24 protein-coding genes are annotated in these 23,961 nt (G+C 73.6%); 13 read left to right on the forward strand and 11 right to left on the reverse strand.

Annotation, left to right across the window (positions count from 1 at the left end; translation table 11 throughout):
* Window positions 1-138: 138 nt before the first annotated feature.
* The 7 genes from XF36_RS22245 (at window position 139) to XF36_RS22275 (ending at window position 8,054) form a co-directional block, all read left to right on the forward strand.
* The gene (locus XF36_RS22245; protein WP_060714900.1) at window positions 139-1,626 is read left to right on the forward strand and encodes a hypothetical protein; all 1,488 of its coding nucleotides are present in this window, start codon (window positions 139-141) and stop codon (window positions 1,624-1,626) included.
* A gap of 547 nt (window positions 1,627-2,173) precedes the next feature.
* Window positions 2,174-3,190: a hypothetical protein gene (locus tag XF36_RS22250; protein WP_060713465.1), complete on the forward strand. Its 1,017-nt coding sequence runs from the start codon at window positions 2,174-2,176 to the stop codon at window positions 3,188-3,190.
* Window positions 3,187-3,735: a hypothetical protein gene (locus XF36_RS22255; RefSeq protein ID WP_060713466.1), complete on the forward strand. Its 549-nt coding sequence runs from the start codon at window positions 3,187-3,189 to the stop codon at window positions 3,733-3,735. Before XF36_RS22250 ends, XF36_RS22255 begins: the two co-directional genes overlap by 4 nt.
* Entirely contained in the window at window positions 3,720-4,844 is a 1,125-nt protein-coding gene (locus tag XF36_RS22260; protein ID WP_060713467.1) for a hypothetical protein, read from the forward strand. The genes XF36_RS22255 and XF36_RS22260 overlap by 16 nt, the downstream gene beginning before the upstream one ends.
* A 4-nt stretch (window positions 4,845-4,848) precedes the next feature.
* Window positions 4,849-5,415 carry a hypothetical protein gene (locus tag XF36_RS22265; protein ID WP_060713468.1) on the forward strand — a complete coding sequence of 189 codons (567 nt, stop codon included), beginning with the start codon at window positions 4,849-4,851 and terminating at the stop codon, window positions 5,413-5,415.
* A gap of 24 nt (window positions 5,416-5,439) precedes the next feature.
* Entirely contained in the window at window positions 5,440-6,936 is a 1,497-nt protein-coding gene (locus XF36_RS30815) for a glycoside hydrolase family 16 protein (protein ID WP_060713469.1), read from the forward strand.
* A gap of 212 nt (window positions 6,937-7,148) precedes the next feature.
* Entirely contained in the window at window positions 7,149-8,054 is a 906-nt protein-coding gene (locus tag XF36_RS22275; protein ID WP_060713470.1) for a glycoside hydrolase family 16 protein, read from the forward strand.
* A gap of 168 nt (window positions 8,055-8,222) precedes the next feature.
* On the opposite strand, the gene XF36_RS22280 is transcribed toward XF36_RS22275, so the two are convergent.
* Window positions 8,223-9,656: an NCS2 family permease gene (locus XF36_RS22280; RefSeq protein ID WP_060713471.1), complete on the reverse strand. Its 1,434-nt coding sequence runs from the start codon at window positions 9,654-9,656 to the stop codon at window positions 8,223-8,225.
* Window positions 9,657-9,721: 65 nt separating this feature from the next.
* On the opposite strand from XF36_RS22280, the gene XF36_RS22285 reads away from it, so the two are divergent.
* Both XF36_RS22285 and XF36_RS22290 read left to right on the forward strand, forming a co-directional pair.
* Window positions 9,722-10,030 carry a DUF2530 domain-containing protein gene (locus XF36_RS22285; RefSeq protein WP_060713472.1) on the forward strand — a complete coding sequence of 103 codons (309 nt, stop codon included), beginning with the start codon at window positions 9,722-9,724 and terminating at the stop codon, window positions 10,028-10,030.
* Between the two features lie 17 nt (window positions 10,031-10,047).
* On the forward strand, window positions 10,048-10,785 hold the full coding sequence (locus tag XF36_RS22290; protein ID WP_060713473.1) for an SDR family NAD(P)-dependent oxidoreductase: 738 nt from the start codon (window positions 10,048-10,050) through the stop codon (window positions 10,783-10,785).
* On the opposite strand, the gene XF36_RS22295 is transcribed toward XF36_RS22290, so the two are convergent.
* From XF36_RS22295 to XF36_RS22305, 3 genes are all read right to left on the reverse strand, one after another.
* Window positions 10,782-10,961: a hypothetical protein gene (locus XF36_RS22295; RefSeq protein WP_060713474.1), complete on the reverse strand. Its 180-nt coding sequence runs from the start codon at window positions 10,959-10,961 to the stop codon at window positions 10,782-10,784. The two genes, XF36_RS22290 and XF36_RS22295, sit on opposite strands and share 4 nt — an antisense overlap.
* 16 nt (window positions 10,962-10,977) lie before the next feature.
* Window positions 10,978-12,183 carry a L,D-transpeptidase gene (locus tag XF36_RS22300; RefSeq protein ID WP_060713475.1) on the reverse strand — a complete coding sequence of 402 codons (1,206 nt, stop codon included), beginning with the start codon at window positions 12,181-12,183 and terminating at the stop codon, window positions 10,978-10,980.
* 132 nt (window positions 12,184-12,315) lie between these two features.
* On the reverse strand, window positions 12,316-13,332 hold the full coding sequence (locus XF36_RS22305; protein ID WP_060713476.1) for a UDP-N-acetylmuramate dehydrogenase: 1,017 nt from the start codon (window positions 13,330-13,332) through the stop codon (window positions 12,316-12,318).
* Between the two features lie 56 nt (window positions 13,333-13,388).
* Here XF36_RS22305 and XF36_RS22310 point away from each other — a divergent pair, with 56 nt between their 5' ends.
* From XF36_RS22310 to XF36_RS22320, 3 genes are all read left to right on the forward strand, one after another.
* Window positions 13,389-13,886, forward strand: coding sequence for a DUF2505 domain-containing protein (locus XF36_RS22310; RefSeq protein WP_060713477.1), 498 nt, complete (start codon window positions 13,389-13,391; stop codon window positions 13,884-13,886).
* On the forward strand, window positions 13,886-14,758 hold the full coding sequence (gene purU, locus XF36_RS22315) for a formyltetrahydrofolate deformylase (RefSeq protein WP_060713478.1): 873 nt from the start codon (window positions 13,886-13,888) through the stop codon (window positions 14,756-14,758). The genes XF36_RS22310 and purU overlap by 1 nt, the downstream gene beginning before the upstream one ends.
* Window positions 14,759-15,511: 753 nt before the next feature.
* On the forward strand, window positions 15,512-15,925 hold the full coding sequence (locus XF36_RS22320; RefSeq protein ID WP_168169552.1) for an endonuclease domain-containing protein: 414 nt from the start codon (window positions 15,512-15,514) through the stop codon (window positions 15,923-15,925).
* Window positions 15,926-16,054: 129 nt separating this feature from the next.
* On the opposite strand, the gene lon is transcribed toward XF36_RS22320, so the two are convergent.
* The 6 genes from lon to XF36_RS22350 all read right to left on the reverse strand — a co-directional run bounded on the left by lon (window position 16,055) and on the right by XF36_RS22350 (window position 22,497).
* On the reverse strand, window positions 16,055-18,397 hold the full coding sequence (gene lon / locus XF36_RS22325) for an endopeptidase La (RefSeq protein WP_202968432.1): 2,343 nt from the start codon (window positions 18,395-18,397) through the stop codon (window positions 16,055-16,057).
* Window positions 18,398-18,514: 117 nt separating this feature from the next.
* Window positions 18,515-18,769 (reverse strand): DUF2516 family protein, encoded by a 255-nt coding sequence (locus XF36_RS22330; RefSeq protein WP_051050279.1) that lies wholly within the window; start codon window positions 18,767-18,769, stop codon window positions 18,515-18,517.
* Window positions 18,770-18,980: 211 nt separating this feature from the next.
* Complete coding sequence (locus XF36_RS22335) at window positions 18,981-19,706, reverse strand: hypothetical protein (protein ID WP_168169553.1); 726 nt, start codon at window positions 19,704-19,706, stop codon at window positions 18,981-18,983.
* Between the two features lie 11 nt (window positions 19,707-19,717).
* Window positions 19,718-20,182 (reverse strand): helix-turn-helix domain-containing protein, encoded by a 465-nt coding sequence (locus XF36_RS22340; protein WP_060713481.1) that lies wholly within the window; start codon window positions 20,180-20,182, stop codon window positions 19,718-19,720.
* A gap of 159 nt (window positions 20,183-20,341) precedes the next feature.
* Complete coding sequence (locus tag XF36_RS22345; RefSeq protein ID WP_145981462.1) at window positions 20,342-21,685, reverse strand: DUF445 domain-containing protein; 1,344 nt, start codon at window positions 21,683-21,685, stop codon at window positions 20,342-20,344.
* A 284-nt stretch (window positions 21,686-21,969) separates the two neighbouring features.
* On the reverse strand, window positions 21,970-22,497 hold the full coding sequence (locus tag XF36_RS22350; RefSeq protein ID WP_060713482.1) for a bifunctional DNA primase/polymerase: 528 nt from the start codon (window positions 22,495-22,497) through the stop codon (window positions 21,970-21,972).
* A 316-nt stretch (window positions 22,498-22,813) separates the two neighbouring features.
* On the opposite strand from XF36_RS22350, the gene XF36_RS22355 reads away from it, so the two are divergent.
* Window positions 22,814-23,614 (forward strand): tryptophan-rich sensory protein, encoded by an 801-nt coding sequence (locus tag XF36_RS22355; protein WP_082375590.1) that lies wholly within the window; start codon window positions 22,814-22,816, stop codon window positions 23,612-23,614.
* Window positions 23,615-23,691: 77 nt separating this feature from the next.
* Here the strand turns inward: XF36_RS22355 and XF36_RS22360 are convergent, their stop codons facing one another.
* Window positions 23,692-23,895 (reverse strand): cold-shock protein, encoded by a 204-nt coding sequence (locus XF36_RS22360; RefSeq protein WP_020627638.1) that lies wholly within the window; start codon window positions 23,893-23,895, stop codon window positions 23,692-23,694.
* Window positions 23,896-23,961: the final 66 nt, after the last annotated feature.

Here is a 23,961-nt window from a genome sequence, read left to right on the forward strand (position 1 = left end):
TTCGCCGCGTCTGGTCGCCCGGTCAGCCGGTACCGCCCGGTCCGGCGATATGACACGGTGTAGTGTCGCCTCCCTCGGCACGGCCCTCCGCCGTGCGGGTGAGGAGGCGCTCCCCGTTCGATGGAGGTCGGTTCGCGCATGGGTCAGGTGGTCGACCGGACGACGTTCAGCCGGCGCGACCGCCAGCGTTACCGGATCAAGGTGCAGCGCTGTCTGGACACTCTCGGTGACCTGCTCAGCAGCTACCCGTTCTCCGACACGGAGCCGATGACCGGCGTGGAGATCGAGTTCAACCTGGTCGGTCCGGAGCTGGCGCCGTCGCTCAACGGGACCGACGTCCTGGACACGATCAACTCCGGCGAGTGGCAGACCGAGCTCGGCCGCTGGAACCTCGAGCTGAACCTCCCGCCGCGCCCGCTGCCCGGCGACCAGTGGCGCCAGCTGGAGCACGAGCTGCTCGACCTGCTCGCGGGCGCCGGGGCGAAGGCCGGGGACCTGCACACCCAGCTCGTCATGATCGGCATCCTGCCGACGCTGGACCCGGGACACATGACCGCCGAGGCGATCTCCCCCGAAGACCGCTACGAGGCGCTCAACGACCAGATGCTCAACGCGCGCGGGGAGCCGATCCGGATCGACATCGCAGGCTGCTCACCGGAGGAGCGGGTCAACGCCGACTTCGACACGATCATCCCCGAAGCGGCGTGCACGTCGATGCAGCTCCACCTGCAGGTGGCGCCGGCGGACTTCGGGCGCTACTGGAACGCGGCACAGTGCCTGGCGGGCGTGCAGCTGGGGCTCGGATCGAACTCGCCGTTCCTGCTCGGGTCGCAGCTGTGGTCGGAGACCCGGATCCCGCTGTTCGAGCAGTCCTGCGACGTGCGGACCCCGGAGTTCCACAACCAAGGTGTGCGGCCGCGGGTCTGGTTCGGCGAGCGCTGGATCGACTCGGCGCTGGACCTGTTCTCCGAGAACGCCCGCTACTTCCCCGCCCTGATGCCGCTGACGTCCGATGTGGATCCCGTGGCCCAGATGCGCGAGAAGGGTTTCCCGGACCTGCCCGAGCTGACGCTGCACAACGGGACGATCTGGCGCTGGAACCGGCCGATCTACGACAGTACGGGCGCGACGCCGCACGTCCGGCTCGAGAACCGGGTGCTGCCCGCAGGTCCGACGACCGTCGACATGGTCGCCAACGCGCTGTTCTTCTACGGCCTGCTGCGCACGCTGGTCGAGGCCGACCAGCAGCTGTGGCGGGCGGTGTCGTTCGAGGCGGCGCGGGAGAACTTCCAGACCGCGGCCAAGCACGGCATGCACGCGCCCCTGTACTGGCCCGGCACCGGCTGGGTCCTCCCCGACGAGCTCGCCCTGCGCAAGCTGCTCCCGCTCGCGCACGAGGGTCTCGCCCGCTGGGGCGTGTCCGGCGCCGTGTGCGACCGGTACCTGACGGTGCTCGAACGCCGCTGCGTCACCCGCCAGACCGGGTCGTCGTGGCAGATCGACACGGTCGCCGCGCTGGAGGCGCGGGGCGCGGACCGGATGACCGCGCTGCGCGGCATGCTCGAGCGCTACCTGGCGCACTCGGCGGCCAACCAGCCCGTCCACACCTGGGAGATCCCCGACTGATCGGCTTCGCCATCGCGAAGCATTCTCCGCGACCGGGCCCGCTCACCCCCCTCCCGTTCCTACCGTCCCCCTCCGCACACCCGCCCCGGGTGCGCGTACGGGACGGAGGGACATGTCCATCCAGCACCAGCCCGACCGGCGTCGATGACCCGGGCGACGACGATGTCCCCGTTCCGGCTGTTCGGCCGCACCTCCCGCGACGAGCACCTCCTCGACGACGGTCCCGACCCCTGGCTCGACGACCCGGCGCCGCGGCCCGTCCCGCCCCGGGCCCGGGAGGCCTCCCTGGCGCCGTCGACGGGCGGGATGCCCCCGGCGCCGTCGACGGGTGCGACGGCGCTGCCCGCCGAGGGTCCCGCGACCGCGGCGGCGCGACCGGCAGTCTGGACGCCGCGGCGGCCGCCGCAGGAGCCGATCGCCGAGCCGGAGCCGGTCACCGATCCCTTCGGCTTCCCGCCGGTGCCGCCCCCCTGCCGCCTCCTCCTCGGCCCCCGCCCCCGTCTCCGACGAGGTCGCTGCCGCCTGGGCGGCCTGGGCGCCTGCCGCGGTGTCCCCGGCCGAGGGCGGGGCGGATCGTGCAGCGTCCGGAGCCGCGTCGCCGGCACCCGTCACGCCACCCAGCACACCGCCCACCACGACGACCGGCACGACGACCGCGGCGCCCGGTCCGGCGCCGTCGGGGCCCGAGCACGATCCGGCTGCCCGTCCCGCCGGAGCCCCGGTCGCATCGACAGGGACCGCGCCCGGCACCGCTGCTGCCCCGTCATCCGCCCCCGCCGACGCCTCGGCCGTTTCCCCCGACCCGCCACTCAGCTCCGCCGATCGGTCGCCCGGTCTTGCCGAGCAGTCGCCCGGCCGCGCTGACCCGTCACCCGGCCACGCCGAACCCTCCTCCGGCCGCTCCGACGCGTCAGCCGGTCCTGCCGACCCGTCGCCCGGTCCTGCCGACCTGTCACCCGGTCCTGCCGACCCGTCGCCCGGCCGCTCCGACCCGTCGCCGGTCCCAGCCGGACCCGACTCCCGCCACGCCCAGGCGCGGCCCGCCACCGGCTCCCCCGTCGGGACCGCCCCGCCGCCCCTCGTCGACCCCGCCGAGGCGTCCGCGCTGGCCGGGGCCTTCGCCGCGGACCTGCTGTCCTGGGACGAGGACGACGTCGACCGCCGCGCCCGTGTCCTCGCCGACTACCTGCCCGCCACCGCGGCCGACGGATTGCTCGGCTGGACCGGGACCGGGCGGCAGCGGGCCGACCTCGTGCTGCCGGGACGGGTCCGCGCCGATGCCGACCGGGCCGTCGTCGACGTCCGGGTGCGGGTCGTGCCCTACCGCCGTGTCGACGCCCGTGGGACGGCCGCGCCGGAGCCCGAACCCGACGACCCGATCGGGGCGCCCGCCGGGGCACCCGCCCCGGCCGCGCGCGGCTGGCGCGGGCTGGCCGCGCGGTGGGTCCGCCTGGAGGTGGCCGTCGCGCTCACCGACGACGGGCTCGTCGTCGACGCGGGGCCCGCGGCCGCGCCGGCCCGGCGGCCGTCGCCGGTCGACCTCGCGCGGGGCGGTGTGCGGTGACCGGGCGTGTCCCCGTCGTCGGGGGCCTGGCCGGCGGGGTCGGGACGACGACCGTCGCCCGGGCCCTGCACGGCCGTGACCTGGGGCGCGTGTGCGGGCCGGACCTGCTGCCCGACGTCGTCGTCACCCGGGACACCGCGGCGGGGCTGGCTGCCGCGGCCCGCGTCGCCCCGATGCCCGGGCCGGGCTCACCGGTCCTCGTCCTGCACCCCGGCACCGCCAGCACCGCCGACCCCGACGGCATCGACGCCGACGCCGCGGGGCCCGGGTGGGCAGCCGTCGTCGCGCTGCCCGCGGTGCCGGGCTGGGCCCGCTCGGCGGACCCGTGGTCGGACGCGGCCGGGGTGCTCACCCGGTCCGGGCCCTCGGCCGCCGTCCGCCGCTACGCCGACGCGATCGGCCGGGTCGTCACCGCGCTGACCACGTCCGGACGGCTCGACCGGCCGCTCACCCCAGCCGGCGTCGGTGGGCTGCGACCGATGCGTGGGGTACTGGCCCTCCCGACCGGGCCGGGCCGGGCCGGTGAGCCGTGCGCGCGCTGCTGATCGTGCCGGTCGTCGTCGCACTCCTGCTGGGGACGGCGGGTCAGGTCCTGGCCGCCCCCGCCGCGGAGCCGGTCACCTCGGGCATCGACGCGGCACGGGTGCCGGAGGCGGCGCGGCCCTACCTCGACCTGGTCACGGAGCTGACCTCGCAGGGCTGCCCGGAGCTGCCGCCGGCCTGGGTGGTCGCACAGGTGCAGGCGGAGTCGGGCTGGGACCCGGAGCTGCGCACCGGAACCGCCGCCGGCCTGCTGCAGGTCTCGGAACGGACCTGGGTCGCGGCCGGCGGCGCACCCTGGCCGGACGCGGCGCTCACCGAGCCGGAGGGGCACCTGCGCGTCGCCGTGCCGTGGCTCTGCTCGACGCTGCGCGCCGCCGCCGGGTATCTCGCGACGACCCCGAAGGACGTCCCGGTGCTCGACGCGATGCTGGTCTGCCACATCGCGGGCTGTAGCCGGGTCACCGGGTCGAGGTCGGGGGTGCCGGCGGCAGGGGAGGCGAACTGCTCGCAGGCGTGCGCGTCGGCGATCCGGCGCTACCTCGACGCGGTGCACGGCTTCGTCGCCGACTACTCCGGCACGACGGCCGTCGACGACCGCGAGTCGTCCCCGCCACCGCCGCAGAAGGCCGCCCCGGCGAAGGACGCCGCGTCGGTGCCGGCGCCCGCCTGGACCGGCGGTGCGACGGGGTGCCACGAACCCGACCCGGTGCGCTCCGACGGCTGTCTCACCGGCGCGTCGAAGCACGGCCTCGATGCCGTCGAAGCGGTGTTCGGCCCGACGATCGAGACGGTCGGCTGTTGGGACGAGCACCTGCAGAACCCGCGGTCGGACCATCCGAAGGGCAAGGCCTGCGACGTGTTCACCGGGAAGGCCGGGGCGTTCGCGAAGGGCGCCGACCTCGACGAGGGCTGGGCGATCGCCCACTGGCTGGAACGCAACGCAGCCCCGCTGAAGGTCAAGTACCTGATCTGGCAGGGCCGCTACTGGGACCCCTCGGTGCGCGCCGACGGCTCCGGCTGGGGCCGTCGCTACACCGGCGGCGGGGTCTACGACACCGCCGACGCGACCGGCGGCCACTACGACCACATCCACATCAGCTTCGCGGAGTGACCCCGTGCGACGTTCCCTGCCGCTGCTCGTGCTCGCCGCGGTCCTCGCGGTGCCCCTGGCCCTGCTGGTGCCCGCGCTGCTGCCCCGACCGCCGTCGCAGGCGGTGCTGACCTCGGCCGACCGGGACGCCCTCGGCGATCCCGGCCCCGTCCGCGGACCGGAGCCGGCCGTGCCGGCGACGCGGCCCGCGTCGCCCGGGGCGGTGGCGCGCGCCTACCTCGTCGCCGCGCACGGCACCGGTGCCGACGCGGCCGGGGGCACCACCCTCGACGGCACCCCGTACGCGCTGCCCGGCAGCCCCGCCGCCGCCGGAGCGCCCGTCCTCGCCCCGCCGCCACCCGGTTCGGGCCGGACCGCCGAGGTCGAGGACCTCGACGAGAGCGCCACCGACTGGGCCCGCGGACGCACGGCGCTCGTCGCGACCGTCCGCACGACGACGGTCGGGCCCGGCGCGGCACCGGAGGTCCGCCGCTGGCGCACCCGGGTGGTCCTGGCGCTCGACGCGGCGGGCCACTGGCTGGTCACCGCCGACACCCCCATCACCACCGACACCCCCGATGTGGACGACTGACGTGACCGAACCTTGGAGTGGGCGATGACCGCCGACGAGCTGGAGCAGCTGCTCAAGTCCCTGCTGGCCAAGGGGGTCACGGTCGTCCTGCTGGCGCTCGGGCCCGCCGGGGAGCTGGTGGGGGTGGAACCCGGGGGCTCCGCGACGCCGTCGACGAGCTCCGGGCAGGACGCCGCCGGTGCGCCGCGGCCGGACCTGGAGCTGGGGGCCGGTGGTGAGGTGTGCGTCGGCACGGGGTCCGGGTCGGGCTCCGGTGGGTCCGGGTCCAGCGGCTCGGGTTCCGGCGGCTCGGACTCCACCTCGGGTTCCGACAGCTCGGGTTCCGACAGCTCCGGGTCCGACAGCTCCGGGTCCGACAGCTCCGGGTCCGACGGCTCCGGCAGCGCCGACGACTCCGCCGACGACTCCGGCAGCAGCTCCGACGGCAGCTCGACGGACCGCCGCGGCGGCGGGGGCGACGGCGGAGCGGGCGGCTCCGACGACAGCGGCCGGTCCGGCGGGTCGGGCGATGCGACCGGCTCCGGCTCCGGCTCCGGCTCCGGCTCCGGCTCCGGCTCCGGCTCCGGCTCCGGCGGCAACGACTCCGAGCGCGGTGGCGGTACCGCCTCCTCCTCCGGTTCCGACAGCGGGACGGGCCGCGATTCCGGCAGCGGCACCACCGCCGCCCCCGACGAGTCCGGCGCCACCGCCTACGGCACGAGCGACGACGCGGCCGCCGGGCTCCTCACCGGCGGATCCGGTACCGCCGGCTCCCGGACACCGCCGCCCTGCCGCCCCAGCGGCACCAGCGGCACCGACCCAGCACCCGCCACCGGGAGCGCAGAGGGCACCACGGCGGCGGCGAAGCTGGGCTGGGGACAGCCCGTCCGGGCCGACGAGTTCGACAACGGCACCGAGGGCTGGAGCATCTACGACGGCGCCGGGCACGCGGGCAACGGCCGCCGCACCCCGGACGCGGCGAGCGTGGCGGACGGCGTCCTGACGATCACCGGGGACAGCCAGGGCAACACCGCGGGCATGGCGTGGAAGGAGGGCTCGCAGCAGTACGGACGCTGGGAGGGCCGGGTGCGCGCGCCGGTCGGGGACCCGTCGTACAACGCCCTGCTGCTGCTCTGGCCCACCGCGGAGAACTGGCCCGAGGGCGGCGAGCTCGACTTCATGGAGATGATGGACCCACAGCGGCAGAAGACCAACGCGTTCTTCCACTACGGCGCGGACAACTCCCAGGTCGAGGGCTCCGTCGAGGTCGACGCGACGCAGTGGCACAACTGGGCCCTGGAGTGGACGCCGGACCGGATCACCGCCTACGTCGACGGCGAGAAGTGGTTCGAGACCAACGAGGAGAAGGTGCAGCCGCCGGGGCCGATGCACCTGTGCATCCAGCTCGACTGGTTCCCCAAGGGCGGCGGCTCGGGGAAGGAGACGCAGATGCAGGTCGACTGGGTCCGCCAGTACACCCTCGACGGAGGTTCGCCCGGCGCGACGACCGACAGCGGGGCGGCACCGGGTTCGGCCGGCTGACCGGGCGGCCCCCACCCGAGGATGATCACCGGTTGGGGAGTGCGGAGGTGCGCAGGACGGCCTCTCCGCTCCACAGCGGTCGATCATGCAGCCACCTCGCGGGGCGCTCCGGCCCGGTGCACGGTGCGCGGTGGCCCGGGCCTCTCAGCTCCCCCACAGCCGGCCGCTCCTAGGCTGCCGCCGACCCGCCGTCGACGATCAAGGAGTGGGTCGTGCAGGAGCAGACGGAGCAGGAGCACGACCCCGAGGCCCCGGCGCGTCGCCGCTGGCCCGCGGTCGTCGGCCTCGTGGCGGGTCTGGCCGTACTGGCCGGGATCGTCACGGTCGCCGTGGAACCGTCCCTGCTCACCGGCTCGCCCTCCTCGACCCCCGCACCGGCGGCCCCGCCGTCGCCGGGCGGGATGCACGACCAGGAGCGGCCCACCGAGGTCGGTGAGCTCGACCCCGCGTCGCGCTCGGACACCGAGGCGGCCGTGCGCAACGGCTGGCGCCTCACCGACCACGACGAGTTCGACGGCACCGCGCTCGACCGCACGCGCTGGAGCCCGTACACGGGCGAGACCACCGGGGGCAACGGCCGGCACCGGGCCGAGAACATCGCGGTCCGCGACGGCGAGCTCGTCCTCACCAGCCGCGGGAGCACCTCCGCCGGGCTGGCCTGGCGGGGTGGCCAGCAGTACGGCCGCTGGGAGATCCGGGCGAAGACGAACCCCGGCGTCGGCTACGGCGACGTCGCGCTGCTCTGGCCGGACGCCGAGGACTGGCCCGAGGGCGGCGAGCTCAACTTCATGGAGATCCCGAAGCCCGAGCGGAACGAGACGCACACGATCGTCCACTACGGCGAGGACAACAGCCAGGTCGGCAAGACAATCCGTGGCGACTTCACGCAGTGGCACACCTACGCCGTCGAGTGGCTGCCCGACCGGGTCGTGTTCTACATCGACGGCGCCGAGGTCTTCCGCACCACCGATCCGGAGCAGATCCCGCCACGGTCGATGCACCTGGCGATGCAGCAGGACATCGGCCCCTACGGCGACGACTGGATCCCGGCGCCGGACGCGACCTCGCCGGAGACGCTGGACTTCCAGGTCGACTGGGTCCGCATCTACGCGCCCTGACCCGCTCGGCGGCGGGACGGGTGTGACTGGGGAAAGAAGGAGGCCCCGGACCCTGTGGGGTCCGGGGCCTTCTCCTGTCCCGAACTGACGCGCCGCTCCCACCACGAAGCGACCTCTGTAAGTTAGCGCAGCCTTGCCTAAGTAGGCAAGAGTGGTGGGCGGAAAGTTCTAACCGAGCAGCTCCCGCAACGGTCCCACGCCGAAGTACCCCACGAACAGCACCGCCACCACCCACATCAGGGGGTGGACCTGCTTCCCGCGCCCGGTGGCCGCCGCGAGCGCGACATAGCTGACGAACCCGGCGCCGATGCCGTTGGCGATCGAGTAGGTGAACGGCATGACGGTGATCGTCAGGAACACCGGGATCGCGGTGCGCAGGTCGTCGAGCGAGACCGAGGTGATCTGGCGGAACATCAGCGCGCCGACGACGACCAGCGCCGGGGCGGCGGCCTCGACCGGGACGATCGAGTACAGCGGCGTGAAGAACATCGCCAGCAGGAACAACAGACCGGTCAGGACGTTCGCCAGCCCCGTCCGCGCGCCCTCGGCGATACCGGCCGCGGACTCGACGAAGATCGTGTTCGACGATGCGGACCCCACACCACCGGCGACCGCGCCCGCACCCTCGACGACCAGCGCCTTCCCGACGTTCGGGAGCTTGTCGTCGGAGTCGGTCAGGCCCGCCTGGCGACCGAGGCCGGTGAGCGTGCCCATGGCGTCGAAGAAGTTCGCCAGCACCAGGGTGAAGATCAGCAGGACGACGGTGATGATGTCGAGCCGGGTGAAGGCGCCGAGCGAGACCTGGCCGACGAGCGACAGGTCCGGCAGCCCGACGATCCGGTCCGGGATGGCGGGCACCGCGAGCGACCAGCCGCCGGGGTTGGTCGGGCCACCGGGGCCGACCCGCACGATCGCCTCGACGACGATCGCGATGATGGTGTTGACCACGACGCCGATCAGGATGCCCGCCCGCACGCCGCGGGCGACCAGCACGCCGACGATGATCAGCCCGACGACGAACACGAACGTCGGCCACGAGGCGATGGAGCCGCCGGTGCCCAGGCCGACCGGGACCGTGGTGTTGGCCGCGTCGGGCAGGCGGCGGACGAAGCCGGAGTCGACCAGGCCGATCAGCGCGATGAACGCGCCGATGCCGACCGCGATCGCCGTCTTGAGTTCGGTGGGGACGGCGTTGAACACCGCCGTCCGGAAGCCGGTCAGGGCGAGGATCACGATGATGATGCCGTTGATGACGACCAGGCCCATCGCCTCGGGCCAGGTCATCATCGGCGCGATGGTCACGGCCAGCAGGGTGTTGATCCCCAGGCCGGTGGCGATCGCGAACGGGTAGTTCGCGATCACGCCGAAGAGGATCGTCATCACGCCTGCGACCAGGGCGGTCACCGCGGCGACCTGGGCGACCGGGAGGATCCCGCCCAGCGCGTCGGCCTTGGCCGACGGGTCTCCCGGCGTGACGCTGCCGAGGATCAGCGGGTTCAGGACGATGATGTAGGCCATCGCCATGAACGTGACGAGTCCCCCGCGCAGTTCGCGGGAGACGGTGGAGCCGCGTTCGGACACGCGGAACAGGCGCTCGATCACGGCGACACCCTAGACGCGGCGCAACGCTGCGGGTTCCGTCCGTGCACCGTTTAGGCTACGGCCCCGTGACGGCCCACGAGAGCGAGCGCGCGAGCGATCCACCGCCCCCGCCGCCCTTGCCGGCGCGCTTCTACGAGTCCCCGCCGGTGATCCTCGGCGGGATGCTGCTGTGGGCGATCGGCGCGGGCGTCGCCGCCGTGTTCGCGATGGTCACCGGCTCCGGGTTCGACCCCGCGAACGGTGCCGGCGCCTGGTTCTGGACCTGCGTGGCCGGGACCGGGGTGGGCCTATTCGGGGCCGCGGTGTTCTCCGCGCAACGGGCCGCGGCCCGGCGCGGGGACAGGTCGGCACAGCGCGGCGTCGAGCCGAGGTAGGTCATAGGCTCGACGGCATGACCGCGAACGACCGTCCGACCGCCGTCGTCACCGGCGCCTCCTCCGGGATCGGCGCCGCCACGGCCCGCGCACTCGGGGCCGCGGGCTTCCACGTGGTGCTGGGAGCCCGCCGGGTGGAGCGCTGCGAGGAGATCGCGAAGGAGATCGACGGGACCGCACTGTCCCTCGACGTCACCGACCGGGAGTCCGTCCGCGCGTTCGCCGATGCGGTGCCCGAGGCGAAGCTGCTGGTCAACAACGCCGGCGGCGCGAAGGGCCTGGAGCCCGTCGCGGACGCCGACGAGGACGACTGGCGCTGGATGTGGGAGACCAACGTCGCCGGCACGCTGCGCCTCACCCAGGCGTTCCTGCCGAAGCTGCGGGCCTCGGGCGACGGGCACATCGTCACCGTGACCTCGATCGCCGCGCTGGACTTCTACGACAACGGCGCCGGCTACACCGGCGCCAAGCACGCCCAGGCGATGCTGCACCGCACCCTGCGCGGGGAGCTGCTCGGCGAGCCGATCCGGATCACCGAGATCTGCCCCGGCATGGTGGAGACGGAGTTCTCGCAGGTGCGTCTCGGCGACGCCGAGAAGGCGGCGAAGGTCTACGAGGGCCTGACCCCGCTGACCGCCGACGACGTCGCCGACACGATCGTCTTCGCCGCGACCCGGCCGTCGCACGTCAACCTGGACCAGATCGTGCTCAAGCCGCGCGACCAGGCGTCGGGCACCCGGCGGCACCGTCGCTAGAGGGTCTCCTCCGACCGGCGGTTCTCGTCGGCGTCGTCGCCGGGGCTCTCGCCCCGGACGGCGCCGGCGATCCGCTCCTCGGACTCGCCCAGGATCTGCGCGGCGTCGGGATCGGTGCCCTCCTCCTCCGGCAGCGGGGTGGATCGGCTGGCGGCGCGGTCGTCGGGAACGCTCATGCCCAGCGGGTACCCGCTAGGACAGCGCCGACAACCCCTTCCACTTGTCCCAGGACAGCGTCCAGTCCCAGAGGTCGCCGTCGCGGGCGGAGAGCTGCACCGGCGTGCCGGTGACCTCGACCGGGTCGCCGTAGAGGACGGTGTCGTAGTACGCCTTGGCGTTCTCGATCGACAGGTTCACGCAGCCGTGGGTGACGTTCGCGGTGCCCTGCGCGGCGGCCGACACCGGGTTGGCGTGGATGAACTCGCCGTTGTTGCTCATCCGGACGGCCCACTTCTCGACGACGTCGTAGCCGTACTGCGCGGACACCATCCGCTTGTCGGTGAACTTCTCGGTGACGACGTGGATGCCCGAGCGGGTGTTGCGGTTCGGGTCGTCGGCCAGGCCGTAGGACGCCGGGTAGTCCGCGACCTGCTTGCCGTCGCGGATCACGATCATCCGGAACGAGCGGGCGTCGGCCTTGACGATCTGGGCGCGGCCGATGGTGAACGAGGTGCTCAGGTCCTCGGCGCCGTAGCTGCCGCCGCCGTAGTCGACGCCCTTGAGCGGCGCGTCCACGGTGACCTTCGTGCCCGACGGCCAGTACTCCTTCGGCCGCCAGTGCACGCGCGAGCCGCCGTTCTCGTCGGGCAGCCAGCCCCACGCGCCCTCGACCTGCTTCGAGGTCGTGACTTTCAGGACCTTCTCGATCGCGGCGCGGTCCTGGACGTGCCGGTCGAACTGGATCTCGATCGGCGCGGCGATGCCGACGGTGCGGTCGTCGCCGATGTTCAGGGTGCCGCGCACGGTGTGGGCGGGCTTCAGCGTCGCGACGGTGCCCTGCACCGGGGTCGCCGTGCCGTCCGGGGCGACGGCGCGACCGTGCCAGGTGTAGGTGGTGGCGAAGTCCAGGTCACCGCTGCTGGTCCAGGTCGTGCGGTCCGGGGACAGTGCGCCGTCGACGGCGTCGCCGTACGGGTCGGTGAGCGACACCCCGTCCAGCGTGCCGCCCGCCGTGCGGACCGACACCGGCTGCGCCGGGTTCGCCGTCGCCGCCGAGACGGTGTCGGTACCCGCTCCGCCTGCGCTGCGCACGGGCGGCTGGTAGCTCACCTGCGGCCCGGCCGGGGGCGGTGCGGCTTGCGGCGCCGCCGGGTCCTGCGGCGAGGCCGCCAGGGCCACAGCCCCGACGATGCCCAGCGCGCCGATCAGCGCCACCACGACGATCAGTACCCGTCGCAACCGTTCCCCCGCGTACTCGATCTCCTGCGTTGGACACCGACCGTACGCCCGGATCCGGCGCCTCCGACCGGCAGGAGGACGGCACTCCCCCGTGCAGCGTAAGACGAACCGGACGCCAGACCACAGAGGGTGTCAGACGGCGCAGTTCACCAGCACCGGTTCGGGGTGCAGGGTCACGTCGAACCGCTCGGCGACGCCGCTCTGGACCTCCCGGGCCAGGGCCAGCAGGTCGGCCGTCGTCCCGCCTCCGCGGTGGGTCAGGGCCAGGACGTGCCGGGTGGACAGCGACACCCGCCCGCCGGGGCCGGCGTGCCCGCGGCCGAATCCCGCGTTCTGGATCAGCCCGGCGGCGCTGAGCTTGACCCGGCCCTCCCCCGCGGGCCAGGCGGCCAGCCCGTCGACCTGCGGCGCGCGGTCGACGGGCAGGATCGGGTTGGTGAAGAACGAGCCGGCCGACCAGGTGTCGTGATCGTCGGCGTCGAGGACCATGCCCTTCCCGCGACGCAGCGCGAGCACCGCCTCGCGGACGGCGGCCGGGTCGGTCCGCGTCTCCGGATCGACGCCGAGGGTGCGGGCGAGCTCGCCGTAGCGGATCGGGGCGGAGCGGCCGTCGGCCTGCAGGGCGAGGCGCACCCGCAGGACGATCGCGTCGTCGTTGCCCTTGAGGATGCTGGTGCGGTAAGCGAGCCCCAGGTCCGAGTCGGGCACGTGCTCGCGGACGGTCCCGGTGCGCCGGTCGTAGAGGTCGACGTCGACGAGCAGGTCGGCGACCTCGACGCCGTAGGCGCCCACGTTCTGGACCGGGGTCGCGCCGGTCCGCCCGGGGATCCCGGACAGGCACTCCAGCCCGCCGAGCCCGTCGGCGACGGTGCCGGCCACCAGCTCGTCCCAGTCGACGCCCGCCTCGACGGTCAGCAGCACCCGGTCGCCGTCGCGCTCGTGGCGGACACCCTGCCCGGCGATCAGCACGGCGGTGCCGTCGAACCCGGCGTCGGCGACGACGAGGTTCGACCCGCCGCCCACCAGCAGCACCCGCTCCCCCGCCCGGTCGGCGCCGGCCACCGCCTCGACCACCTCGGCCGCGCCCTCGGTGCGCACGATGCGGGAGGCCGGTCCACCGAGACGCAGTGTGGTGTGCGCGCTGAGCATCGGGTCGACCGTCGTCGGAGCGGGGGAACTCACGACCGCAACGGTAGCCTTCGCCCATGCCGCGCACGATCGACTACCGCGCAACGTCCGCGCACCCGTCCTCGACGGTCTACGCGGCGATGATCGACCGCGATCTGCTGGAGGAGCAGCTGCGCCACATCGGCGGTCCCGGGGCCGGGGTGACCGCGTACGAGACCACCCCCGACGGTGTCCGCTACACGCTGCGGCACGGGATCCCCGGCGAGCACCTGCCGTCGATCGTGTCCTCCTTCGTACCCGGCGGGGACCTGCAGATCGACCGCACCGAGCAGTGGCGGGCAGGCGACTCCGGCGTCTACGACGGCACCGGGTCCGTGCAGGTCATCGGCACCCCCGCCACCGCCCGGTCGGTGATGCGGATCGCCGACGTCGACGGCGGCAGCGAGGTCCGGATCCGGGCCGAGGTCACGGTGAAGGTCCCGCTGGTGGGTGGGACGATCGAGCAGGCGGTCGCCGGGCAGATCGAACAGCTGCTCGCCGCCGAGACCGAGTTCACCCTCTCCCGGATCTCCTGATGTCCCACTACGTGATCACCCTGTCCTGCCCGGACCGCACCGGCATCGTCGCGCGCATCTCGACCTTCCTCGCCGAGCTGGGCGCCTCCATCACCGAGGCCGCCTACCACGCCGACGTCGAGGCCGGGGTGTTCTGCACCCGCCAGGTCGTCGACGCCGCGTCGGTCCCCTTCGACGTCGACGAGCTCCGCGCCCGGTTCGCCCCAGTCGCCGCCGAGCTGGGCGGCGAGCACCGCATCTCCGACACCGGCGTCCGCAAGCGCGCTGTGCTCCTGGTGACCCGCGACCAGCACTGCCTGCACGACATCCTCGGCCGGGTCTGGGCCGACGAGCTGCCGGTGGAGATCACCCGGGTGATCGGCAACCACACGTCGCTGGAGCCGGTCGTCGCCGCGCACGGGGTGCCGTTCCACCACGTGCCGTTCCCGGCCCCCGGCGACCCGGCCCGCGAGCAGGGCAAGGTCACCGCGTTCGAGGAGATCCGCAAGCTCATCGACGCCGACGACCCCGACGCGATCGTGCTCGCCCGCTTCATGCAGGTCCTGCCCGCACACCTGTGCGAGGCCTGGGCCGGGCGGGCGATCAACATCCACCACAGCTTCCTGCCGTCCTTCGCCGGGGCACGGCCCTACCACCAGGCCCACCGGCGCGGGGTGAAGCTGATCGGCGCGACCTGTCACTACGCGACCGCGGACCTCGACGCCGGCCCGATCATCGAGCAGGACGTCGCCCGCGTCGACCACGGGGACACCGCGGCCGACATGGTGCGCCGGGGCCGCGACATCGAGCGCCTGGTGCTGGCCCGTGGGCTGCGGTGGCACCTGGAGGACCGCGTCCTGATCCAGGGCAACCGGACCGTCGTCTTCCGCTGAGGTCGTGGGTCCGAGCCGCGCCCGGGCGGTGCGTCACGCGCACCGTGAGGCGCGGTACGTCCCGCGCGGGGCGGACCGGGCCCCGGCCCGACGGAGCGCGGCGGAACGACGTCGAGATGCAGCTCAGCGGGCCGCGAAGATCCACACTTCCCGCTGAGCCGCATCTCGGCGTACGTCCTCGTTCGCGATGGCGACGGAGTCCGGCTGATCCGGTCCGGCGGGCGCTGCGCCCGGCGCACGATCGGTGCATGACGATCCCCGGATGGCCCGAGGTGTTCCGCGGGACCGCGGCCCTGGCGGCGGGTCTCGTCACGCCCGACCTCCTGCGCGGGCCTCGCTTCCGCCGGCTGCTCCCGGACACCTACGCCCCTGCCGACGCCCACGCCGACCTGCGGCTGCGGTCGCTGGCGGCGTACCTGTGGGCCGGACCGGACGCGGTGCTCTGCGGGTACTCCGCCGCCGAACTCCTGGGCGCGTCCTGCGCCCCGCGGGCCGCGCCCGCCGAGGTCGCGGTGACCGCGGTGCGCGCCGGGCCCCGATCCCGCGACGGCGTCGTGGTCCGGCGCGACGTCCTGCATCCCGACGAGGTCACCGGCGTCCGCGGTGTCCGCGTCACGACCCGCCTGCGTACCGCCTTCGACCTGGCCCGGTGGTCGGGCCCGACCGAGGGTGTCGTCGCCGTCGACGCGTTGTCCCGCGGGTCGTTCGCGCCGGACGTACTGCTGCACCTCGCGGCCCGGCACACCCATGCCCGTGGTGTCCGGCCGCGTGGTCGACGCGCTGGTGTGGGCCGACCCCCGCGCAGGCTCCCCGCCGGAGACCCGCCTCCGGCTCGTCCTCGTCCTGGGTGGCCTGCCGCGGCCGGTACCCCAGCACCCGGTGCTCGACGACGCCCGGCGCACGGCGCTGTGGCTGGACCTGGCCTACCCCGACCACCGACTCGGCATCGAGTACGACGGCGGCGGTCACTTCGCGACGCCCGAGGCGGCCCGCGCCGACGCCGGGCGGCACACCCGTCTCGTCGCGGCGGGGTGGCGGGTGCTGCGCTACACGGCCCTGGACATGCACCGACGGCCCGACGAGATCGTCGCCGAGGTGGGCCAGGTGCTCGACCACAGTCGTCGAGATGCAGCTCAGCGGGCCGTGGAGATCGACAGTTCCCGCTGAGCTGCATCTCGGCGCAGTTCCCGGATCGACTAGGGCGCGGCACGGGGCGGCGCGCACACGACGGTGCCCGCCCCGCGTGTGCGGGACGGGCGCCGGTTCGTACGGCTCACGCCGCCGGTCGGACGGGGGTCAGGCCGCGGGCTGCTCGGCCTCCGCCGCCTCGTGGGCCGGCTCCAGAGCGATCCGGAGCACCTCGGCGACGTCGGCGACCGGGTGCACCCGCAGCTCGGCGCGCACCGACTCCGGAACGTCGTCCAGGTCGGGCTCGTTGCGCTTCGGGATGATCACGTCGGTCAGTCCGGCCCGGTGCGCGGCGAGCAGCTTCTGCTTCACCCCGCCGATGGGCAGTACCTTGCCCTGCAACGTCACCTCGCCGGTCATGCCCACGCTCGACCGGACCGGCCTGCCGGAGGCGAGCGAGGCCAGCGCCGTCGTCATCGTGACGCCGGCGGACGGGCCGTCCTTCGGGACCGCACCGGCCGGGACGTGCACGTGCAGCTTGCGCGACGCGAGGTCACCGGCCAGCCCGCGCGAGCGCAGGTAGGACAGGGCGATCGAGACCGACTCGGTCATGACCTCGCCCAGCTGCCCGGTGATCTGCAGGCCCGGCTCGCCCTCCATCGCGGTGGCCTCGATGAACAGCACGTCCCCACCGGCGCCGGTCACCGCCAGTCCGGTTGCGACGCCCGGCACCGAGGTCCGCTCGGCGGACTCCGGGGTGAACCGCGGCCGTCCGAGGTAGGTGACGAGTGCGTCGGCGTCGACGTGCACCGGGCGTGCCGTGTCCGAGGCGCCCAGCTGCACCGCCACCTTGCGCAGCACCTTCGCCAGGCCCCGCTCCAGCTGCCGGACCCCGGCCTCCCGGGTGTACTCGGCGGCGATCATCGACAGCGCGACGTCGGTGAACTCCACGTCGCCGTCGTCGAGACCGGCCTTCGCGATCTGCCGCGGCAGCAGGTGGTCGCGGGCGATCGCGACCTTCTCCGGCTCGGTGTAGCCGTCGAGCGTCACGATCTCCATGCGGTCGGCCAGCGGGCCGGGGATCGCGGAGGCGTCGTTCGCCGTCGCCAAGAACAGGACGTTCGACAGGTCGAGGTCGACCTCCAGGTAGTGGTCGCGGAAGGTGTGGTTCTGCGCCGGGTCGAGCACCTCCAGCAGCGCCGCGGTCGGATCACCGCGGAAGTCGCTGCCGACCTTGTCGATCTCGTCGAGCAGCACGACCGGGTTCATCGAGCCCGCCTCGCGGATCGCGCGGACGATGCGGCCGGGCAGCGCGCCGACGTAGGTGCGCCGGTGGCCACGGATCTCCGCCTCGTCACGCACGCCGCCGAGCGCCACGCGGACGAAGTTGCGTCCGAGCGCGCGGGCGACCGACTCCCCCAGCGACGTCTTGCCAACACCGGGCGGGCCGACCAGCGAGAGCACCGCGCCCGAGCCGCGGCCGCCGATCGTGTCGAGCCCCTTGCGTCCGCGCCGGGCGCGCACGGCGAGGAACTCGACGAGGCGCTCCTTCACGTCGTCGAGGCCGGCGTGGTCGGCGTCGAGGACGCGACGGGCCTCCACCAGGTCCGACGAGTCCTCGGTCGTGGTGCTCCACGGGATGTCGAGGACGGTGTCGAGCCAGGTCCGGATCCAGCCGGACTCCGGGCTCTGGTCCGAGGCACGCTCCAGCTTGCCGACCTCGGTCAGCGCGGCCTTGCGGACGTCGTCGGGCAGGTCGGCGGCCTCCACGCGGGCGCGGTAGTCGTCGGAGCCCTCCGGGTCGTCCTCACCGAGCTCCTTGCGGATGGCCGCGAGCTGCTGGCGCAGCAGGAACTCACGCTGCTGCTTCTCCATGCCCTCGCGGACGTCGTTCGAGATCTTCTCGCTGACCTCCTGCTCGGCGACGTGCTCCTTGGTCCATTCCAGGAGCTTCTCCAGCCGGGCGTCGAGGTCGGTCTCGGCGAGCAGCTCGGCCTTGTGTGCGACGTCGAGCCACGAGGCCCACCCGGCGAGGTCGGCGAGCGCGCCCGGGTCGTCGGTCTGCTGCACCGAGTCGATCACCTGCCAGGCGCCCCGCTGCTGCAGGATGCCGACGACCAGGGCCTTGTACTCGCGGGCGAGCTCCTGGGTGCGGCCGGTGGGCGCACCGGCCTCGATCGGCTCGGCCTCGACCCAGAGCGCCGCACCCGGACCGGAGACGCCCGACCCGATGCGGGCGCGCCGCTCACCGCGCACGACGGCGGCCCGGTCCCCGTTGGGGAGCCTGCCGATCTGCTCGAGCACGGCGACGACGCCGATGGCGCCGTAGCGGCCGTCGATGCGGGGGACGACGAGCACCCGTCTCCCGTCGTCGCGGTCCTGGGCCGCGGCGGTGGCCGCGTCGACCGCGGCACGGGTGTCGGAGTCGTCGAGACGGAAGGGGACGACCATGCCGGGCAGGACCACGGCGTCGTCGAGGGGCAGGACCGGGAGCGTCAGCACGTCACTCATGCCCGGCACAACCACGCGGAGGGCCCTCCGCTTCCCGGAGTTGAGTCATGTCCGCTCAGGGCGAACGCGGACCCCGGCGGGCCGGGACGGCCGTGAGCACCCCGGGGACCGGGTGGGTCACCAGCGCGGTCCGCCGCCCTGGACCTCCATCACCGCGGGCTTGACATCGACCAGGTAGACCAGCGTCGCGACGGTGGCGGCCAGCCAGAACATGGCCCCGCCGTACATCGGGCCGCCCGTGACGAGCAGGAGCAGCAGCGCGACGCCGGTGATGCCCAGCCAGGCGTTCTTGGTGAGCTTGCCCGCCGCGGTGAAGGCGTCCGCGCGTTGCCTCAGCGCGTGCCCGAACGAGAACCCGCCGACCACCACCATGATCCACTTGATCACGAAGATGATCACTTCATCGGGGGAATCTGGCAGCGACAGCACGCAGCCAGAGTACGGACAACCCGGGCGCTGGTCACGTCCGGCGCCACATCCCGGGCGGCACGATCCACGGCCCCGCACACGACGACGCCCCCGGCCGATCGAGGATCGGCCGGGGGCGCGGTGCGTGCTCACCGGGCGCGGGGCCCGGCGGGTGTCACTTCTTCGCGGCGGACGCGCTCGAGGTGCCACGGCGGGTCGTCGGCTTGCGGGCCGGGACCTTCGCGCCGGTGGCGGTCTTCGGGTCGGTCTTGGCGGCGGTGCGGCGCGCGGTCGAACGCGTGGTGGACGCGACCTGGTCGCCGGCCTCCTCGATCGCCTCGGCGGCCTCCTTCGAGACCTCGGTGACGGCCTCGGCGACCTCGCCCGCGGCGGTCTGGGCGCGGCGGGCGACCTTCTCACCGACCGAGCGGGTCTGCGTGGTGACGGCGCCGAGGGTCTTGACGGCGACCTCGTGGGTCTCGTCCACGAACTCGTCGACGCGGGTGTCGAACTTCTCGGTCAGGTCCTCGACCGTCGCGATGGCCTGCTTGACCTGCGGCTGCTTGCGGATGCGGCCCCAGGCCTTCTCACCGCGCTGGGCGAAGCCGACGTAGACACCCTCGACCTCGGAGCGGAACTCCTCGATCTGCTTGCGGATGTTGTCCGAGGACAGCTTGCCGCGCAGCTCCTTGAGCTCCTCGGGGAGCTCCTGGACGCGGGTCTGGACCTCCTCGGCGCGCTTGGTGGCGGTCTCGCGGGCGTCGGTGACCACCTTGGTCACGGTGCTGTAGGCGTAGTCGCCGGCACCGAGGACGGCGAGCAGCGGGGTGCGGACGACCTCGGCCTGCTCGGCGGTCTGCTCACGCAGCTTCTGGACGTCGGCGCTGGTGGGGAGGTTCACGGCCATGATGATCACTTCCTGGATTCGGTGGACGTGTCGTCGGGATCGGCGGTGAGACCGTTCTCCCTGCGGAACGACTCGTAGACGTCGAGCAGCACGCGTTTCTGCCGCTCGCTGAGGGTCGGATCGGTGAGCACCGCGTCGGTCACCTGACCGGCGGGCCGCTCCTCGAGGATGCCGGCGCGGACGTACAGCGCCTCGGCCGAGATGCGCAGCCCCTTGGCGATCTGCTGCAGTATCTCGGCGGACGGCTTGCGCAGTCCCCGCTCGACCTGGCTCAGGTACGGGTTGCTGACGCCCGCGGTGCGGGCCAGCTGCCGCATCGAGACCTGGGCGGCCTCGCGCTGGGCGCGGATGTAGGACCCGATGTCCTCCACCGCGTGCCCCACGGTCTGCCCGACGCTCTCGACGGCCTGCGCGACGCGCTCGGCGGGCTCGACGGACTCACGGTCTCCGGGCTTGCGCTCGGTGGCCATCCGTCTCACCTCCGCCTCGATCCGTTCTTCATTGACGGAATCGACCGTACGCGGTGACGCTAGCTCCTGCAAGCAGGGTGCTAGCGCTGTTCACGTGGTGTGCGCCACGTCCATGACGGCGCGATGACGGCGCGATTTCCTGCGGGGGCACCTGACCGATCACCCGATGACGAGCTCCCCCACGGCGTGGATGACCAGGCCGGCGAGCGCGCCGACGACGGTGCCGTTAATCCGGATCCACTGCAGGTCGCGGCCCACCTGGAGCTCGATCTTGCGCGAGGTCTCCTCCGCGTCCCAGCGGGCGACGGTATCGGTGATCAGCGTGGTGATCTGGCGCCGGTAGTGCCGCACGACGTACGACGCGGCGTCGGCCAGCCAGCCGTCGAGCTTCGCGCGCAGCTCGGCGTCGCGACCCAGCCTCCGCCCGAAGGCCATGAGGCCGTCGCGCACACGCAGGCGCAGCTCGTTCGACGGGTCGTCCGCGGCGTCGAGGACCATGGCCTTCACGACCGTCCAGGCGCGGCCGATGAAGTGCTGCACCTCGGGGTGCTCGACGACCTGGCGCTTGACCTGCTCGGCGCGCTCCATGGTCGTCTCGTCGTGCTGCAGGTCGCGGGCGAACTCGGCGAGGTAGCGGTCCACGGCGTGCCGCAGCGGGTGCTCGGGGTCGGTCTTGACGGCCCAGGCGTAGCCACGGACCTCGGCGAACAGCTTGTCCGCGACGAGGTCGTCGACGAAGCGCGGGGTCCAGGAGGGCGCGCGGTCGTGCACGACCCGCAGGACCATCTCCTGGTTGTCGGCGACCCAGTCGTAGGCGCGGTCGCAGACGAGGTCGACCAGCCTGCGGTGGGCACCGTCGACCAGGACGCCCTCCAGCGCCTTGCCCATCGGCGGCCCGACCGGGATCTCCATCAGCTTGCGCACCGCGACGGTCTCGATGACGTTCTGCACGTCCTCGTCACGCAGCACGGTCACGACCGCCCGCGCGGCAGTGGCCAGCTCGGTGGTGACGCGGTCGGCGTTGCCCTGCTCGGCGATCCAGCGCCCGACCGACTCGCTGACCCCGATCCGGTCGAGCTTGTCGCGGACGACGGACTCGGACAGGAAGTTCTCCCCGACGAAGTCGCCGAGGCTGTCGCCGATCATGTCCTTCTTGCGCGGGATGATCGCGGTGTGCGGGATCGGGATTCGCAGCGGGTGCCGGAACAGTGCCGTCACGGCGAACCAGTCGGCCAACGCGCCGACCATGCCGGCCTCGGCGGCGGCCCGGACGTAGTCCGCCCCGGGGACGCCGCGGACGACCTCGAAGTACTTCGCGACGAAGAACACGACCGTCGCGCCGAGGAGGAAGCCGGTGGCGACGGCCTTCATACGCCTCAGGTCACGTCGCTTCTGCTCGTCACCGGGCCCGAAGCCACCGAGGGGGACGGCGGGAACGGTCCCGATGGTGCGGTCCCGCTGCGGGACGGGGGTTGGGCGCTCCGGCGCGCGGGAGGTCTGCACACACCCATAGTGCCCGGGGACACCGACATCGGGCGGCGGGGGCGCCCGGAGCGGGGCCCGGCCGGGTCCGGCGATGTCCCGCCGGACCCGGCCGTGACCGGTGGAGCGGCTGCTCGGCGAGGGAGAAGTGCCCCCTCGGGCGCCACCTCCGCTGCGCACCACCCGGCCGGTGTCGGCGTCCGCACTCCAGATGAGACGAGCGGGGACGGCGACGAGACGCCCGGGCGGGCGGTACGCGGTCGCGCGGGCCGGATCCTCGGTTCCGTCCGGGCCGCGCGGGTGGATCAGCGGCGCAGGGCGCCCGGCATGCCGGACCGCTCGGCCCGCACCTCGTGCTCGTCGGGGAGGACCTGCTCGCCGGAACGACGGCGCACCGCGTCGCAGATCGCCTCGACGACGACCGCGGCCTCCGGCACCCGGTAGCCGACCCGCGCCGGAGCCACGCGCCACTGCACCCAGCCCTCGGGGCGCTCGGTCGGCGGGGCGACGACACCGATGCCGTCGGTGTGCAGCACCACGTCGGAGTGCAGGCTCAGCTCGGCGGGCAGCGCGTGCCGCGGGCTCATCGGGAACCACCAGGTGTCCTCGGGCGTCGCGGCGACCGGCACGACCTCGCCGGCCTCACGCAGCGTCCGGCAGACCTGGCGACCGATGACCGCGGGAACCTCGACCACGTCGAGGACGTCGCCCGTCGCCAGCATGACCTCCGCGCCCGGCCCCGGCACGAGCGGCCAACCGTGGTCGGCGTACTCGCGAGCGGCCGCTCGCAGCTCCGCGCCGTAGACGGCTCGGTAGCTGTCCCACCAGGACATGGAGGTCACTTCCTTCCGCTTGTGCGACAACCCCTGCGGTGCCGCTCACCTGTGAAGTACAACACCAGGATGCGGGCTCCGGGCACGACTTCGCGAGGGGTACGCGACGAGGGTGCGCAGCGGCGAGACGAGCGGGGACCGCCGACCGCACAACGCCACGGCCACCGGTGAACGGCAGGTGACCGGGCACAGCGGACCGACGACCGGCGGCAACCTCCACGCCGTCCGGCGCGGTGCCGGTCGTCGCACCGCTCGACACGCCTCGTGCATCGATTATCTTTACGATAGAGATATTCGCGAGATCGAGAGGACTGACATGGCGTCGACGACGGCGAGGGCCGGCCGTACGGCCGGCCCGGCCACGGGAATGGACACGGCACGGACCTGGGCGGTGCTCGCCGCGGCAGTACTGCAGGCGGTGGCGGGCTCGCTCGGCGGCAGCGGGACGTTCGGGGAGTCGCAGCGGGTGCTCAGCGACCGCTACCCCTCACTCATCACCCCCGCGACGGTGGCGTTCTCCGTGTGGGGCCTCATCTACCTGGCCCTGCTCGTGTACGCGGTGTACCAGTCACTGCCCGGGCAGCGGTCGCGCCCGGTGCACCGGGCGACCGGTTGGCTGTTCGTGGCGACGGCGGTGTTCAACGCGGGCTGGATCGTCGTGTTCTCCCAGGAGTTCCTGGGGACTGCACAGCTGCTGATCGTGGCACTGCTCGCGACCCTGGCGGTGGTGCTGCGCCGGCTGGCTGTATTCCCGGCCGAGGGGACAGCGGACCGAGCACTGCTGCACGGGCCGCTCGCTTTCTACGCGGGCTGGGTGTCGCTGGCGACCGTGGCCGGGTTCTCGGTGACGCTGACCTACTGGGGCGCGCCGCTCGGCCCGGTGGCGGCCGCGGCGCTGCTCCTGGTCGGCGTGCTGGGCGCGGGCGTCGCGACCCGGCGGACGACGGCGGCGCTGCCGTACGCGGCGACGACCGCCTGGGCGCTGGTCTGGGTCGCCGTGGAGTCCGCCGTGACCGGGACGGTGCCGGTGACCGTGGTCGCGGTGCTCGGCGTGACCGCGGTGGTCGTCGCGGCGGCGCTGCGAGGACGGGAGGGGCTGCGACCGGCCTTCGGCTGACCCCGGGAACGACGACGGCGCCGGTCCCCGAGGGGAGCCGGCGCCGTCGCGTTGCGCGGGTCGTGCCCGCGCAGAAGTCAGATCACGCGGACCGAGTCGGCCTGCGGGCCCTTCTTGCCCTGGCTGGCCTGGAAGTCAACGCGCTGGTTCTCCTCCAGCGTGCGGAATCCGTTCGACTCGATGGCGGAGTAGTGGACGAAGACGTCCGGTCCCTCGTCGTCGGTGGCGATGAAGCCGAAGCCCTTCTCGGCGTTGAACCACTTGACGGTGCCCTGCGGCATAGCGTGTGTCCTTCTCAGATGGAGCGGTTCCGGCCCTCACAGCAAGAGCCGGAGGTCGCGTGGACA

Source organism: Pseudonocardia sp. HH130629-09, assembly GCF_001294645.1.
GTDB lineage: Bacteria > Actinomycetota > Actinomycetes > Mycobacteriales > Pseudonocardiaceae > Pseudonocardia.

What these genes read in the sequence shown, in the direction of transcription:
- XF36_RS22295 (WP_060713474.1), bottom strand. Translation starts at nt 10,961, where the DNA reads ATGAGCGTTCCCGACGACCGCGCCGCCAGCCGATCCACCCCGCTGCCG.
- XF36_RS22310 (WP_060713477.1), top strand. Translation starts at nt 13,389, where the DNA reads ATGCCGCGCACGATCGACTACCGCGCAACGTCCGCGCACCCGTCCTCG.
- XF36_RS22245 (WP_060714900.1), top strand. Translation starts at nt 139, where the DNA reads ATGGGTCAGGTGGTCGACCGGACGACGTTCAGCCGGCGCGACCGCCAG.
- XF36_RS22340 (WP_060713481.1), bottom strand. Translation starts at nt 20,182, where the DNA reads ATGGCCACCGAGCGCAAGCCCGGAGACCGTGAGTCCGTCGAGCCCGCC.
- purU (WP_060713478.1), top strand. Translation starts at nt 13,886, where the DNA reads ATGTCCCACTACGTGATCACCCTGTCCTGCCCGGACCGCACCGGCATC.
- lon (WP_202968432.1), bottom strand. Translation starts at nt 18,397, where the DNA reads ATGAGTGACGTGCTGACGCTCCCGGTCCTGCCCCTCGACGACGCCGTG.
- XF36_RS30815 (WP_060713469.1), top strand. Translation starts at nt 5,440, where the DNA reads ATGACCGCCGACGAGCTGGAGCAGCTGCTCAAGTCCCTGCTGGCCAAG.
- XF36_RS22360 (WP_020627638.1), bottom strand. Translation starts at nt 23,895, where the DNA reads ATGCCGCAGGGCACCGTCAAGTGGTTCAACGCCGAGAAGGGCTTCGGC.
- XF36_RS22290 (WP_060713473.1), top strand. Translation starts at nt 10,048, where the DNA reads ATGACCGCGAACGACCGTCCGACCGCCGTCGTCACCGGCGCCTCCTCC.
- XF36_RS22355 (WP_082375590.1), top strand. Translation starts at nt 22,814, where the DNA reads ATGGCGTCGACGACGGCGAGGGCCGGCCGTACGGCCGGCCCGGCCACG.
- XF36_RS22330 (WP_051050279.1), bottom strand. Translation starts at nt 18,769, where the DNA reads ATGGTGGTGGTCGGCGGGTTCTCGTTCGGGCACGCGCTGAGGCAACGC.
- XF36_RS22305 (WP_060713476.1), bottom strand. Translation starts at nt 13,332, where the DNA reads ATGCTCAGCGCGCACACCACACTGCGTCTCGGTGGACCGGCCTCCCGC.
- XF36_RS22350 (WP_060713482.1), bottom strand. Translation starts at nt 22,497, where the DNA reads ATGTCCTGGTGGGACAGCTACCGAGCCGTCTACGGCGCGGAGCTGCGA.